This is a genomic window from Sphingomonas cannabina (genome assembly GCF_021391395.1).
Taxonomy (GTDB): domain Bacteria; phylum Pseudomonadota; class Alphaproteobacteria; order Sphingomonadales; family Sphingomonadaceae; genus Sphingomonas; species Sphingomonas cannabina.
The window spans coordinates 3,197,461-3,211,685 of sequence record NZ_CP090059.1; the positions used below are offsets into that span (position 1 = coordinate 3,197,461).

At 69.2% G+C, this 14,225-nt stretch carries 15 protein-coding genes; 8 read left to right on the forward strand and 7 right to left on the reverse strand.

The window, feature by feature from the left end; translation table 11 throughout:
* Positions 1–20 precede the first annotated feature (20 nt).
* Entirely contained in the window at positions 21–1,529 is a 1,509-nt protein-coding gene (locus tag LZK98_RS15095; RefSeq protein ID WP_233783253.1) for a YifB family Mg chelatase-like AAA ATPase, read from the reverse strand.
* 64 nt (positions 1,530–1,593) lie between these two features.
* A complete protein-coding gene (locus tag LZK98_RS15100) occupies positions 1,594–2,499 on the reverse strand; it encodes an isocitrate lyase/PEP mutase family protein (protein ID WP_233783255.1) in 906 nt (301 codons plus the stop codon).
* A gap of 191 nt (positions 2,500–2,690) precedes the next feature.
* On the opposite strand from LZK98_RS15100, the gene rpmH reads away from it, so the two are divergent.
* The 6 genes from rpmH to LZK98_RS15130 all read left to right on the forward strand — a co-directional run bounded on the left by rpmH (position 2,691) and on the right by LZK98_RS15130 (position 6,333).
* A complete protein-coding gene (gene rpmH / locus LZK98_RS15105) occupies positions 2,691–2,825 on the forward strand; it encodes a 50S ribosomal protein L34 (RefSeq protein WP_233783256.1) in 135 nt (44 codons plus the stop codon).
* Positions 2,826–2,845: 20 nt separating this feature from the next.
* Positions 2,846–3,166, forward strand: a complete 321-nt coding sequence (gene rnpA / locus LZK98_RS15110) for a ribonuclease P protein component (RefSeq protein ID WP_233783258.1) — start codon at positions 2,846–2,848, stop codon at positions 3,164–3,166.
* 130 nt (positions 3,167–3,296) lie between these two features.
* Positions 3,297–3,509 carry a membrane protein insertion efficiency factor YidD gene (gene yidD, locus LZK98_RS15115; RefSeq protein WP_233783260.1) on the forward strand — a complete coding sequence of 71 codons (213 nt, stop codon included), beginning with the start codon at positions 3,297–3,299 and terminating at the stop codon, positions 3,507–3,509.
* 23 nt (positions 3,510–3,532) lie between these two features.
* Positions 3,533–5,233 carry a membrane protein insertase YidC gene (gene yidC / locus LZK98_RS15120; protein WP_233783262.1) on the forward strand — a complete coding sequence of 567 codons (1,701 nt, stop codon included), beginning with the start codon at positions 3,533–3,535 and terminating at the stop codon, positions 5,231–5,233.
* A 15-nt stretch (positions 5,234–5,248) separates the two neighbouring features.
* Positions 5,249–5,890, forward strand: a complete 642-nt coding sequence (gene yihA / locus LZK98_RS15125) for a ribosome biogenesis GTP-binding protein YihA/YsxC (protein ID WP_233783263.1) — start codon at positions 5,249–5,251, stop codon at positions 5,888–5,890.
* Positions 5,891–5,904: 14 nt separating this feature from the next.
* Positions 5,905–6,333 carry a nuclear transport factor 2 family protein gene (locus tag LZK98_RS15130; protein ID WP_233783265.1) on the forward strand — a complete coding sequence of 143 codons (429 nt, stop codon included), beginning with the start codon at positions 5,905–5,907 and terminating at the stop codon, positions 6,331–6,333.
* 7 nt (positions 6,334–6,340) lie between these two features.
* Here the strand turns inward: LZK98_RS15130 and LZK98_RS15135 are convergent, their stop codons facing one another.
* The gene (locus LZK98_RS15135) at positions 6,341–8,263 is read right to left on the reverse strand and encodes an alpha/beta hydrolase family protein (RefSeq protein WP_233783267.1); all 1,923 of its coding nucleotides are present in this window, start codon (positions 8,261–8,263) and stop codon (positions 6,341–6,343) included.
* Positions 8,264–8,381: 118 nt separating this feature from the next.
* Between LZK98_RS15135 and LZK98_RS15140 the strand changes: the two genes are divergently transcribed.
* A complete protein-coding gene (locus tag LZK98_RS15140; RefSeq protein ID WP_233783269.1) occupies positions 8,382–9,044 on the forward strand; it encodes a glutathione S-transferase family protein in 663 nt (220 codons plus the stop codon).
* Here LZK98_RS15140 and LZK98_RS15145 read toward each other — a convergent pair whose 3' ends face one another.
* Positions 9,045–9,506, reverse strand: coding sequence for a cupin domain-containing protein (locus LZK98_RS15145; RefSeq protein ID WP_233783271.1), 462 nt, complete (start codon positions 9,504–9,506; stop codon positions 9,045–9,047).
* An 11-nt stretch (positions 9,507–9,517) separates the two neighbouring features.
* Between LZK98_RS15145 and dapE the strand changes: the two genes are divergently transcribed.
* Entirely contained in the window at positions 9,518–10,642 is a 1,125-nt protein-coding gene (dapE, locus tag LZK98_RS15150; RefSeq protein ID WP_233783273.1) for a succinyl-diaminopimelate desuccinylase, read from the forward strand.
* On the opposite strand, the gene LZK98_RS15155 is transcribed toward dapE, so the two are convergent.
* The 3 genes from LZK98_RS15155 to mltA form a co-directional block, all read right to left on the reverse strand.
* On the reverse strand, positions 10,603–12,285 hold the full coding sequence (locus LZK98_RS15155; protein ID WP_233783274.1) for a putative bifunctional diguanylate cyclase/phosphodiesterase: 1,683 nt from the start codon (positions 12,283–12,285) through the stop codon (positions 10,603–10,605). The genes dapE and LZK98_RS15155 overlap by 40 nt on opposite strands.
* A gap of 77 nt (positions 12,286–12,362) precedes the next feature.
* On the reverse strand, positions 12,363–12,857 hold the full coding sequence (locus LZK98_RS15160) for a Smr/MutS family protein (protein ID WP_406694216.1): 495 nt from the start codon (positions 12,855–12,857) through the stop codon (positions 12,363–12,365).
* Between the two features lie 25 nt (positions 12,858–12,882).
* Complete coding sequence (gene mltA, locus LZK98_RS15165; RefSeq protein ID WP_319937503.1) at positions 12,883–14,157, reverse strand: murein transglycosylase A; 1,275 nt, start codon at positions 14,155–14,157, stop codon at positions 12,883–12,885.
* Between the last annotated feature and the right edge of the window lie 68 nt (positions 14,158–14,225).

Sequence of the window (14,225 nt, forward strand, 5' to 3'; positions counted from 1 at the left end):
CGCGGGGAGGCGCCGGAGGTTCAGCTGCGCGGCGCCTGCCGGCGATAGCTGAGCGCCTCGGCGACATGGACCCGCCCGATCGTCTCCGCTCCCGCGAGGTCGGCGATGGTGCGGGCGACGCGGAGCACGCGGGTATAGCCTCGCGCCGACAGCCGCATCGCCGCGGCCGCCTGCGCGAGCAGCTGGCGTCCCGGCTCATCGGGCGTCGCATGGGCTTCGAGCAGCTTGCCCTCCGCCTCGGCATTGGTCCGGATCGCCTCGCCGCGATAGCGTTCGCTCTGCACTGACCGCGCCTCGGCGACGCGCGCCGCCACCTCCGCCGAGCCCTCAGCCGGGGGCGGCAGGACGAGATCGGCGGCGCTCACCGCCGCGACCTCGACATGGAGGTCGATGCGGTCGAGCAGCGGCCCCGACACCTTCGCCTGATAATCAGCCGCGCATCTCGGCGCCCGTGCGCACGCTAGCGCCGGATCGCCGAGATGGCCGCAACGGCACGGGTTCATCGCCGCGACGAGCTGCACCCGCGCCGGAAAGGTGACGTGCGCGTTCGCCCGCGCGACGCTGACCGTGCCGGTCTCCAGCGGCTGGCGCAGCGAATCGAGTACCGCGCGCTGGAACTCGGGTAGCTCGTCGAGGAACAGCACGCCGAGATGGGCGAGGCTCACCTCCCCTGGCTTGACCCTGAGTCCGCCGCCGGTCAGCGCCGCCATCGACGCCGAATGATGCGGCGCGCGGAACGGCCGCGCACGGGTGAGCCGGCCGCCGGAGAGCGTCCCGGCCACCGACTGCACCATCGACGCCTCCAGCGCCTCGGCGGCGTCGAGCGGCGGCAGGATGCCCGGCAGGCACGACGCCATCAGCGACTTGCCCGCGCCAGGCGGACCCACCATCAGCAGGTTGTGCCCGCCCGCCGCGGCGATCTCCAGCGCGCGCTTCGCCGTCTCCTGTCCCTTCACTTGGCGAAGGTCTGGGCCGATAGCCGGCTCCTCGACCTCTCCCGGCACCGGCGGGGAGAGCAGCTGCTGCCCCTTCAGATGATTGAGCAGGCCGATCAGGTCGGCGGCGGCGAGCACCCCGACCGATCCCGCCCATGCCGCTTCCGAACCCTGCGCCGCGGGGCAGATCAACCCCTTTCCTTCCGTGCTCGCATGGAGCGCCGCCAGCAGCACGCCCGGCGAGGCGGTGATCCGCCCGTCGAGCCCGAGCTCGCCCACGCAGACATGATCCGCCAGCGCCTCGGCATCGACCACGCCCATCGCCGCGAGCAGCGCCAGCGCGATCGGCAGGTCGAAATGCGATCCTTCCTTGGGAAGATCGGCCGGCGACAGATTCACGGTGATGCGCTTCGGCGGCAGCGACAGCCCCAGCGCCGCGATCGCGCCGCGCACCCGCTCCCGGCTCTCCGCCACCGCCTTGTCGGGCAGGCCCACCACCACGAAGGCCGGCAGCCCGGCGACGAGCGTGCACTGCACCTCGACGCTCCGCGCCTCCAGCCCGAGATACGCCACCGTCGAGACGCTCGCGACCATGAATGCTTCCCCCTGCCCCGGATGCACTCATAGCGGCTTTCCCGTGCTTGGGAACAGACCGTGATCAGCCCTGCTTCGGCGTGTAGCGGTCCTCGATCGCGCCCCATTTCTCGAGGTCGGCCAGGTCCTCGAACCGCGCGAAGTCGATGCTGTCGGTCTCGTCCAGCGGCCCGCCGGCGCGCAGGTCGTCGAGGCCGCGCTCGATCGCGCGCACCAGGCGGAACAGCAGGGTCGTCGGGTAGAGGATCATGCTGTACCCCAATGCCTTGAACTCGCCCGGCGACAGCCACGGCGTCACCCCGCCGCGCTCGAGCACGCTGGTGGCGAGCGGCACGCCGCCCAGTGCGCGTCCGATCTGCTCCAGCTCGGCACGGTTGCGCGGCCCCTCGACATAGACGCCGTCAGCCCCCGCCTGGAGATAGGCATCGGCCCGCCGCAAGGCGCTGTCGACGCCCTCCGGCTCGATCGCGTCGGTGCGGGCGAGGATGAAGGTGTCCCGCTCCTGCCGCGCGGCCACGGCAGCGCGGATCTTGCCGACCATCTGCTCGACCGGCACAACCGTCTTGCCTGCCATATGGCCGCAGCGCTTGGGCGCGGTCTGGTCCTCGATGAACAGCGCCGCGGCGCCTAGCGCCTCATAGCCGCGCACGGTGCGCGTCACGTTCTTGGCGTCGCCGTAGCCGTCGTCGCAATCGACCAGCACCGGCAGCGCGCAGCCATCGATGATGTCCTGCACCGCGCGGTTCTTCTCGCCGAAATGCTCGAGGTCGACGTCAGGCCGGCCGTAGCGCGTGCCGACCAGCGCGAAGCCGCCGACCTGATAGGCAGGAAAGCCGGCCCGCTCGATCAGCTTGGCCGTGAGCGCGTCGTGCGCGGCGGGGAGTTGGAGGCAGCCCTCGCGGTCCAACAGCGCCTTCCACGAAATCTGGCTGCGGCGCACCGCAGGGATATCGAGCTCGGGCTCATCCATGCATATGCGAACGCCTGCGCAACGATCGCGGTTCCGGTGTCTTGTATCGGCGATACACCGTCGCCACATGCCTGCCCGTGCAACACGGCGGTCACATCCGTTGACTTTGGCTCTCACCCCCGATAAGGCGCGGTTCGTTCGGGCCGTCCCCTGTGGCGGCCTTTTTAATTCTAGATACCAGGGAATGACCGATGAAGCGGACCTTTCAGCCGAGCAATCTGGTGCGTGCGCGCCGGCACGGCTTCCGCGCGCGGATGGCGACGCCGGGCGGCCGCAAGGTGATCCGCGCCCGTCGCGCCCGCGGCCGCAAGACGCTGTCGGCGTAAGCGCCGGCACGCTGGCGCGGATGACGCGCCGGGCGGACTATCTCGCGGCCAACAGCGGACGCCGGGCGCCCATGCCCGGCTTCGTCCTGCTCGTGCGCGACCGCGCCGACGGCGATCCGGCGATTCGCGTCGGCATCACCGTATCCAAGAAGGTCGGTAACGCGGTGGTGCGCAACCGCATGAAGCGCCGCTTCCGCGAACTTGCGCGCGCGGTGCTGCCGGACAGCGGCCTGCCTGGGGCGGACCATGTCCTGATCGGCCGCCCATCCGGCATCGAACGCGACTTCGACGCGCTCAAGGCCGAGCTCGCCAAGGCGCTGACCAAGGTGCGGCGGGTATGATTCACATCTTCGTCATGCCGGACTTGTTCCGGCATCCACCGTGCGGCGAGCACATCGCTCTCGCCTCCCGCCCTGCACCGGCGGCACGGTGGACCCCGGCACAAGGCCGGGGTGACGGGAGAAGGTCGGCATGATCGCCCGCCTCCTCATCCTCATCGCACGCGCCTGGCAGCTGGGCCCCTCGCTGATTCTGCCGCCGTCGTGCCGTTATCAGCCGAGCTGTTCGGCCTATGCAATCGAGGCGCTTCGCCGCTATGGCGCTGTGAAAGGCGGCTGGCTGGCCGCACGGCGCATCGCGCGCTGCCATCCATGGGGCGGGCACGGCTACGATCCGGTGCCGTGAACTAGGTTTTTTCGGGGACTGACGTGAAGGAAGACCAGAAGAATTTCGTCCTGTTCGCGGTGATCGCGGCGCTGCTGCTGTTCGCCTGGCCGTGGGTCACGAGCCGCTTCTTCCCCAGCAATCCCCCGGTCACCAAGATCGAGGGCGGCAAGACCAAGGTGGTGACCCAGCCCGGCGCAACCCCGGCCGCCGACAGCGCGACGGCGCTGCGCGACCGCCAGACGGTGCTGCGCGAGGCGCCGCGCGTGCGGATCGACACCCCGACGCTCAGCGGCTCGATCAACCTCAAGGGCGCGCGCTTCGACGATCTGGTGCTCAAGACCTACAAGGAGACGATCGCCAAGAACTCACCGCCGATCCGCCTCCTCTCCCCCTCCGGCGCGCAGGGGGCCTATTTCGCCGGTTTCGGCTGGCGCGGCAGCGCCGGCCTCAAGGTGCCCGACGCCAATACCGTATGGCACGCCTCGGGCGACCTGCTCGCGCCGGGCAAGCCGGTGACGCTGGAGGCCGACAACGGCCAGGGCCAGCGCTTCCGCATCGAGCTCGCCGTCGACGACCAATATATGTTCATCGCCAAGCAGTCGGTGCTGAACGGCGGCGCCGGCACGATCGCCGTCGCGCCCTACGGCTATCTCAGCCGCAGCTCGCGTTCGGCCGACGTCGATCAGTGGGTCGCGCACGTCGGCCCGATGGCGGTGCGGAACGGCAGCGCCGACTATGTCGACTGGAAGGAGGTCGACAAGGCGCCGTCGCAATACACCACCACCGGCGGCTGGGCCGGCTTCACCGATCATTATTGGCTGGCGGCGCTGGTGCCCGACCAGAAGACGCCGGTCGACATCCAGCTCCGCTCGGCGCCGAACGGCGGCTACCAGGCCGATTTCGCGGTGCGCGATTCGGCCGATGTCGCGCCCGGCAAGGCGATCACCCAGACCTCGCGCTTCTTCGCCGGCGCCAAGGAGGTGAAGACGCTGGAGGCCTATGAGCAGTCCGGCATCGTCCAGTTCGACCGCGCGATCGACTGGGGCTGGTTCGCGGTGATCGAGAAGCCGATGTTCTACTATCTCGACTGGCTGTTCCGCGCCGTCGGCAACTTCGGCGTCGCGATCATCCTCTTGACCCTCACCATCCGCGCGCTGCTGTTCCCGATCGCGCAACGCCAGTTCGCCTCGATGGCGTCGATGCGCGCGATCCAGCCGAAGATGAAGGCGCTGCAGGAGCGTCACAAGGACGACAAGCCGCGCCTCCAGCAGGAGATGATGAAGCTCTACCGCGACGAGAAGGTGAATCCGCTGGCCGGCTGCGCCCCGACGCTCCTCCAGATCCCGATCATGTTCGCGCTCTACAAGGTGCTGATCCTGACGATCGAGATGCGGCACCAGCCGTTCGTCGCCTGGATCAAGGACCTGTCGGCGCCCGATCCGCTGACGCCGGTCAACCTGTTCGGCCTGCTCGCCTTCACCCCGCCGCACTTCCTGGCGATCGGCGTGGTGCCGATCCTGCTCGGCATCTCGATGTACTTCCAGTTCAAGCTGAACCCGGCGCCGATGGACGAAGTGCAGAAGCAGGTGTTCGCGATCATGCCGTGGATGATGATGTTCCTGATGGCGCCGTTCGCGGTCGGCCTGCAGGTCTACTGGATCACGTCCAACTGCCTGACGATGCTGCAGCAATGGGTGCTCTACCGCCAGCACCCGCAGCTCAAGACGGCACCGGCGAAGTGATGATCGCGGAACATCATGGCTGAGGAGTTCGACGCCGATCTCATCGAAGCTGCGCGCAAGACCTTCGCCGGTCCGGTCGCGTTCCTCAAATCGGCGCCGGCGCTCCAGCATCTGCCGGAGGCCGACGTTCCCGAGGTCGCGTTCGCGGGCCGCTCGAATGTCGGCAAGTCGTCGCTACTCAACGCGCTCACCAACCGCAACGGCCTCGCGCGCACGTCGAACACGCCCGGACGGACGCAGGAGCTGAACTTCTTCGACGTGGGCGAGCCGCTGCGCTTCCGTCTGGTCGACATGCCCGGCTACGGCTTCGCGGAGGCGCCCAAGGATATCGTCAAGAAATGGCGATTCCTGGTCAACGACTTCCTGCGCGGCCGCAGCACGTTGAAGCGCGCGCTGGTGCTGATCGACTCGCGCCACGGCATCAAGCCGGTCGACCGCGAGGTGATGGACATGCTCGATGCCGCCGCGGTCAGCTATCGCCTCGTCCTCACCAAGGCCGACAAGATCAAGGCGAGCGAGCTCGCCGCCGTCGCCGAGCGCACCGCCGAGGAGGCGCGCAAGCGCCCCGCCGCGCATCCCGAGATCATCGCCACCTCGAGCGAGAAGGGCCTGGGCATCGCCGAGCTGCGCGCCGCCGTGCTAGAAGCGGTCAGCTAGACAGGGAGAGGGCAATGCTGAAGCTCATGTTCGCGCTGGCGCTCGCCGCCGGCGCGCCGGCACTGGCGGCCGGAGACGCCGAGGCCGAGATCAAGGCAGCATCCCGGGCATTCGACGACGCCCAGCTCCACAAGGACAAGGCCGCGCTCGACCGCTTCCTCGCCAGAGATTTCAAGTTCGTGCGCGGCTCGGGCAAGTTCACCGACCGCAACGAGTTCATCGCCGGCTTCACCGATCCGAACGTCACCTTCGAGCCGTTCGTGATCCGCGACCCGATGTACGTGCCGCTCGGCGCCGACGCCGGCATCGTCGGCGGCGAAGGCATCATCCGCGGCACCGAGAGCGGCAAGCCGTTCGAGGAACGTTTCCGCTACGCCGACACCTTCCGCCGCATCGATGGGCGGTGGCAGGTGGTCTACGTGCAGGTCACGCCGATCAGATAGCCTTCCACTATGCCGGATTGTGCTTGGCCAGAAAGCTCTCCAGCGCCTTCAGGAACTCCAGCCGGTCCTCGCTCCGCGTGAAATGATGGTCGGCGAGCGGCTGCTCGATGTAGATCGCGTCCTTGCCCGCAGCCTTGAGCTTCTGCGCCATGACGCGCGAGTGGACCACCGGAACGGTCTGGTCCTTCTTCCCGTGCACGATCAGCACCGGAATCGAGAAGCCCTCCGGATCATTGACCGGCGACACGCCCTTGAGGTCCGGCGCCTGCGTGCGGACCCAGTCCCGCTTCGCGCCGGACCAGAGGCTGTTGCTGTCCTGCCGCATCCAGCGCGTGAGGTCCGACACGCCCGCATAGGACACCGCGCAGCGGTAGAGCCTGCCGTCGCGCTCCGCCGCACGCAGCGCCGCATAGCCGCCATAGGAGGCGCCGACCATGCACACGCGCTTGGGGTCGGCGATCCCCTGCGCCGCCAGCGCGGTGACGGCGTCGTTGAGGTCGTCCTGCATCGCCAGGCCCCATTGGCCCTCGCCCTTCCTCATGAACGACGTGCCGTAGCCGGTCGATCCGCGGTAGTTGGGCTGGATCACGGCATAGCCGCGGTCGGCGAGGAACTGCGCCCACCAGTCCCATTCCTCGCTGTCGCGCGCGCGGGGGCCGCCGTGGGGCATGACGATCAGCGGCAGGTTCGCGCTCTTCCCCTTGGGCAGCGTCAGCACCGCCGCGATCTCCAGCCCATCCCGCGCCTTGTAGCGGATCGTGCGTACCGGATGCATGTGCTTCATCCGGATCGCGCTGTTGTTCAGCTGGAGCAGGTCCATCGTGTCCTCGGCTGCCCGATAGATGAAATAGGCACCCGGCGCGTCGGCGCTTCCGACATGAACGATGGCGACCGAACGGTCGCGGCTCAGCGAGACGATACGTGGCGAGCCCCCCTTGATCTTCGAGGCCACCGTCTTCTCCAGCGCTTCCAACGCCGGATCGGTCCAGCGGATTCCCGGCCGGTCCTCGTTCACATAATAGCCGATATAGCCGAAGCCATCCTGATCGGTGATAAGCCCGCCGAGGTCATAGCCCTTGGACGAGACGAGCTGCTTGCCCCGCTCGAGCGTTTGGAGGTCGAGCTCGTACAGGGCCGAATAACCCTCATCGTCATCCGAGATCATTACCGCCTTGTTCGGATCCTTCAGGAACAGCGACGGGACGAGCAGGTCGTCGTCTCCCCTCCCGGCCTTGTCGATCGTCCGGAAGGAGCTGTGCGCATCGGGCCGGTAGAGCACGCGCCGCGAACGGCCGTCGTCGGACCGACCGATTCCCATCCGGATCGTGCCGGCGCCATCGGCATACCAGTTGAACACACCGCTGCGCCCCGCGAGCACGGACTTGCGCCGACCATTGCTCACGTTGATTTCGTCGACGCCGGGCCAGAAGCCCGGGTCGTTGGTGTAGATCGACGTCTGCGACGCCATCAGGATGCGCGGGCTGCCGTCATTCGCCACCCAGAGGACGTCGTCGGCATTCTGCCCCGCGTCGCGGGTGGCAAGCCGGACCAGCTTGCCGTCGACGGCGCTGACGCTGACGGCGCGCCGGACGTACCAGTCATCGCCCTCGACCGGCACCTGCTGGCCGACGCCGAGGATCAGCCAGTCGTCGTTGACCCATCGCCACCAGTTGAGGTCGTTGTCGCCGAGCGCGACATAGCGCGGCTTGCCGCCGTCGAGCGGCAGGATCGTGAAATATTGCGTGCCCTGAACCGCGATCTTGGCTGCCAGCATCTTGCCGTTCGGCGACAGCTCGGGGCCCTCGAGCGCCGGCACTTCCGCGAACGCCGCGACATCGAGCGGCTGCGGCTTCGGCGGCGATTCCGCCCCGATCGCGCTCGCGCACATGAAACCCGCGGCCAAAACCAGGCCGGCAAGCCGACGTCGCATCCCCCATTCCCCCTGAGTCACATCTTTGCCCCGCCCCGATGCTGCCTTTGTCGCGGAGGCTTGGCAAGCGGCCTCGTCACCCTCGACTCGGCCGGACGATCGCGGCTAGGACGCACCCATGAAGCTCATCATCGGCAACAAGGCCTATTCGTCCTGGTCGCTGCGCGGCTGGCTCGCCTGCAAGCAATCCGGCCTGCCGTTCGAGGAGATGGTGGTCCCCCTCTACGACGATGCGTGGGAGAAGCGGCGCGAGGGCGACGAGTTCGCGCCGTCGTCCGGCAAGGTGCCGATCCTGTGGGACGGCGATGTGGTGGTGTGGGACAGCCTCGCCATCGTCGAATATCTGAACGAGGCGTCGGGCGGCGACAAATTCTGGCCGGCCGACCCTGCGGCGCGCGCGATGGCGCGGTCGATGGCGGCGGAGATGCATTCAAGCTTCGCGGCGCTGCGCCGCAAGCACAGCATGAACATCCGCCAGGTCTATCCCGCGCAGCAGCCCGACGACGACGTGCTCGCCGATCTCCAGCGGATCATGGAGCTGTGGGCACAGGCGCGCGCCCGCTTCGGCGGAGACGGCCAGTTCCTGTTCGGTGAGTTCGGCGCTGCCGACATCATGTTCGCGCCGGTGGTGACGCGGCTCGTCACCTATTCGCTGCCCGTCGCGCGCTTCGCTCCGGCGTACATGAACGCGGTGCTCCAGCACCCCTTCATGCAGGACTGGATCGCCGCAGCGCAGGAGGAGGAATGGGTGCTCGAGCAGTTCGAGCAGACGCCGGCGTGATCACTTGATCCGCTCCGCCGGATACGGCGTCCCGTCCTTGTGGACATAGCCTTCCGGCGTGAACCGCATGTCGATATCCGGATAGTCACCGCCGAGATCGTCGCCGGCGCCGACCACCACGAACACGCAATCCGCCTCGCTGCGGTTCTGGAGATGATGGCCGTTCGGCTCGCCGGCCGGAAACGAGACGCAGTCCCCCGGCCGCAGCATCGTCTCGCCGCTATCGTCGACCAGCACCGCCTCGCCCGCCAGCATCACCAGGAACTCGTCCTCTCCGACGTGCCAGTGGCGCTGCGACGACCAGGCGCCAGGCTTCAGCGTGACGTGGCTGACGCCGAATCTGGTCAGCCCCGATGCGGGCGAGAGCCGGCGATACCAGCGCCCCTGCACCGGCCGGTCGAACGGCGCCGGATAGCCGGTGCGATTGGTCTGCGGGATTGCGTCGAGATCGAGCTTGGGCAATGCCGCCTCCGATGACGAGAGATGCGGTGGATGTCGTAGCGCTGGCGAAGGCGCTGATCGAGTGCGAAAGCGTGACGCCGGCGCGCGGGCCGGTATTCGACGTGCTGGAAGCGGCGCTGGTCCCGCTCGGCTTCGCGGTCGACCGGTTCGTGGCGGGCGGCGAGGTCGAGAACCTGCTCGCGGTGCGCGGCTCGGGCGGGCAGCATTTCGCCTTCGCCGGCCATGTCGACGTCGTGCCGCCGGGCGAAGGCTGGACCAGCGGCCCGTTCGAGGGCGCGATCCGCGGCGACCTGCTCTACGGACGCGGGGCGGTCGACATGAAGGGCGCCGTCGCCGCCTTCGTCGCCGCTGTCGCCGTCGCGCCGGCCGAGGGCACCGTCAGCCTGATCATCACCGGCGATGAGGAAGGCCCCGCCCTCCACGGCACCCGCGCGCTGATCGATCGCATGGCCGAGCGCGGCCTGACGCCCGACCTCTGCCTGGTCGGCGAGCCTACGTCCGCCCAGCGCCTCGGCGACACGGTCAAGATCGGCCGGCGCGGCTCGGTCAACATCTGGATCGACGTGCCGGGGCGGCAGGGCCATGTCGCCTACCCTCATCTCGCCGACAATCCGATCCCGAAGCTGGTCGCCGCCTTGGCGGAGATCGACGCGGTGGTGCTCGACCACGGCAGCGAATGGTTCCAGCCGTCAAACATCGAGCCGACCGACCTCGCCGTCGGCAATCCCGCGACCAACGTCATCCCCGGCGCCGCCTCGGCCCGGCTCAGCATCCGCTTCAACGACCAGCAGCGTGGGCAAGATCTGGTCGAGCTGATCCGCAGCATCGTCCACTCCCACGCACCGGAGGCCGACGTGCGGGCGATGATCTCGGGCGAGGCGTTTCTGACGCAGCCCGGCGCCTTCTCGACGATGGTTTCCGACGCGATCGAGGCGCAGCTGGGCGTGCGGCCCGAACTCAGCACCACCGGCGGCACCTCCGACGCACGCTTCCTTTCGAAACTATGCCCGACGGTCGAGTTCGGCCTCGTCAACGCGACGATGCACAAGCTCGACGAAGCGGTCGCGCTCGCCGACCTCCGCGCGCTCTCGGCGGTCTACGCCGACATTCTCCAGCGGGCGCTGTCGTCCCCCTGAACCCAGGCGAGGAAGGCTGCCTCGTCCATCGGCGGCGCGACCACATAGCCCTGGATCACGTCGCAGCCGAGCACGCGCAGCACGTTGGCCTGGGCATCGTCCTCGATCCCCTCGGCGACCACTTCATAGCCGAGCCCATGGACCAGGCTGATCACCGCCTGGGCGATGGCGCGGGCGCTCGCCTGATGCGCGACCTGCTCGGTCAGGCTGCGGTCGAGCTTGACCCGGTCGATCGGCAGGTCGCGCAGCCGCGGCAGATTGGAATAGCCGGTGCCGAAATCGTCGACCGCCACCGTCGCGCCATCGGCACGCAGCGCCTTGATCGCGTCGATCACGTCGTCGGAGCAATGCATCGCCAGCGTCTCGGTCAGCTCGATCTCGAGCAGCCCGGCCGGTGCCCTGGCCGCGCGCATCGCATCGCGCAGGCGGCGGAAGAAGGTGGCGTTGTCGAGCTCCCGTGCGCTGATGTTGACCGCCAGCCGCGCGTCGATGCCGATCGCGCCCCAGCGGGCGATGGTGTCGGCGACGCTGCCCACCACCCATTCGCCGATCTCGACGATCAGCCCGGTCTCCTCGGCGCGGCGCAGGAAGCTGCCCGGCAGCCGCAGCTCGCCCGACGGATGGCGCCAGCGCAGCAACGCCTCGGCGGCGACGATCCGCCCCTCGCCCATCGCGATCTGGGGCTGGAACACCAACGCGAACTGGCTGCGCTCGATCGCATCGCGCAGGTCGGCCTCGAGCTTCGCCCGGTCGGCAATCTCGCTGGCGAGACTCTCGGTGAAATGCTCGGCACGGCCGCGACCCGAGCCCTTGGCATGATACATGGCGGCGTCGGCCGAACGCATCAACTCGGCGAGCGTGGTGCCGTGATCCGGCCGCATCGCGATGCCGATCGACGCGCCGACCGTGATTTCCTGGTCGCCGAGGCCGAACGGTTCGCTCAGCGCGAACAGGATGCCGCGCCCGATCCGGTCGGCGTCGCCGGCGTTGGCGAGCGCCGGGAAGAACATCGTGAACTCGTCGCCGGCAAGGCGGCCGATCAGCGGCGTCAGCGCCGTGTTGCGCGGCGCGAACCGCTCGGCCACGGCGCGCAAGCGGTTGGCGACCATCGCCAGCAATTGGTCGCCGGTGGCATGGCCGAGCGTGTCGTTGACGCCCTTGAAGCGGTCGAGATCGATGAAGAAGATCGCCGCCCTCGCCCCCGGCTCGAGCCCGGCAAGGATATGTTCGGCGCTCCGGCGGAAATTGGTGCGATTGGCGAGACCGGTGACCGGATCGAACATCGCCAGTTGCTGGACGTTCTCGATCTGGCTGTGGAACTGGCGGAACAGCCCGTCCATCGCGGCGGCGAGCGCCGGTACATGCTCGCTCACCTCACCAGGGATTTCGCTTTCGAGATCGCCGTTGCCCGCTCTGGCAAGTCGCGCGATCGCCGCGTCGATCGCCGCGGCGGTGACGCTCACCGTCCGCTCGGCATAGGCCCAGCACATCACGGCGCAGACGATCGCCGGGACCAGCGCCCGGCCGGCGCTTTCCTGATCGGCTCGCCCGCCCGACGTGGCGATCAGCGCGAGGATGAACACCACCGCGCCCGCGCACATCGCAAAGGCGATCGCCCGGCTCTTGAGCGAGAAATTCTCCATCGTCTCGTGTAACGCTCGCCCTACACTGTCGAGCGCTCTGCGCCCTGTCCCCATGCGGCGATGATGGCGGTGAAGGGTTAAGAAACTTGCCGTGACTTTCGTAACACTATGTAAAGTGCGCCGGCCCCGCCGTGCCGCGGATGCGCGCCGCGAACCGCCGCGATGCGATCGGCATGGCGCGAGGCGGCGAGCCAGTCGCCCACCGCTGCGCGGATCGCGCCGCGCGCGTGCGGCCGCTCGGAATCCGGCCGCGGCGGCTTGCCGGTGACGAGCAGGATCAGCCGCTCGCCCGCCGCGATCGCGCGGTCGAGCGACTGGTCGAGCAGCAGATAGGCCGAGTTGAGGCCATGGCCGTGGAGGTCGACCGTCCGATCGGGCGAGACGAGTCCTCGCGCCAGCTTCCGGTCCCAGCTCGCGTCGAGCGTGGTCCCGGGCGCCGATGGCTTCGGCTTCGGCACGGGCACCTGCACCGGCGGCTTGCCCGCCGCCGCAGCCGGCTTACGCTTGACCGGCTCCGGAGCGTCGGCGACCGGCAGCGGCGGCACCGGCCCGAGCGGCCGCACGCTCGCCATCACCCGCCGCCACAGCGCCGCCTCCTCAGCGCTGAGTCGGCGCTCCGCCACCGCTGCCTCCTCCCTGGAGCCGCGCCAGCGTGCCCACCGGCACCAGCAGGAAGGCGGTGCCGCGCGCCGACATGCCCCCGGCGATCGCGCGCGCCTCGGCCCCTGCGCCCCAGAAGGTGTCGACCCGATTGGCGCCCTTGATCGCCCCGCCGGTATCCTGCGCGACCCACAGGCCGTTGGCGTCGGCGCGGTCCATCGACAGGAATACGGGGGCGCCCAGCGGCACGAACTTGGGATCGGCGGCGACGCTCACCTGCGCCGTCACCGGTACACCCAGCGCACCGAGCGGTCCCGGGCCGGTGAGCTCGCGGAAGAACACCCAGCTCTTGTTCTCCTCCATGATCGCGCGTCCCTCCTCGGGGTGGGCGCGCAGCCAGGCCATGATCCCCTGCATCGACGCTTCGCCGGGCCCGAGCAGCCCCCGCTGCCGCATCAGCGCACCGATGCCGGTATAGTCGCGCCCGTTCTGGCCGTCGTAGCCGATCCGCATCACCCCGCCGTCGGGCAGACGCAGCCGCCCCGAGCCCTGGACCTGGAGGAAGAACAGCTCGACCGGATCGGCCGCCCAGGCGATCTCGAGCCCACGCCCGGCGAGCGCGCCGCGATCGATCTCCGCGCGTTCGTAATAGGGCACCAGCTTCTGCCCATCCACGCGCCCGCGGATGCGCTTGCCCTTGAGCGTGTCGGAGAAGAGGCCGAGATCGACCTCTATGATGTCCTTGGGCCGGGCGTAGATCGGCACCTCATAGCCGGGGCGGCGGGTGCGCGACCCGGCGATCTCGGGCTCGTAATAGCCGGTGGCGAATGCCTTGCCGTCGGCAATCTGCACCGCCTCGAAATAGCGATTGAAGAAGTCGCGCGCGCCGCTGTCGGACGTGCCCGCCGCCGCCTGGCAGGCCGCGGCCCAGTCCTCCGGCCGGGTGAGGCCCGACGCATCGGCACGCCGAGTCAGCGCAGAGCAGGAGGTGCGGAACGCCGCCAGCGCTCGCTGGGCGTCGTCGGACGCGATCGGCAATGTCGCGATCGCCGGCCCGGCAACGACGCCGGCCGCAGCGGCGGTCACGGCATCGGCGGGTGCGGGCGCGGCCGGTTGGGCCGCCATCGGAGTCGAGGGCGTGGGCTGGCGCACGGGCAGATGATCGCCGGGTGCGGCTGGCGGCGCCCTGCCCGGACCTTCGCCGGGCGGCACGATCCCGCTCGCGCAGCCGCCGAGCAGCACCAGGACTCCGAACAGAGCTAGTCTACGCACATGCGCCCTCCCGCTCACGTATTCCCTCTCCCTTTGGGAGAGGGAAGGAGCCGCCGAAGGCGGCGGGA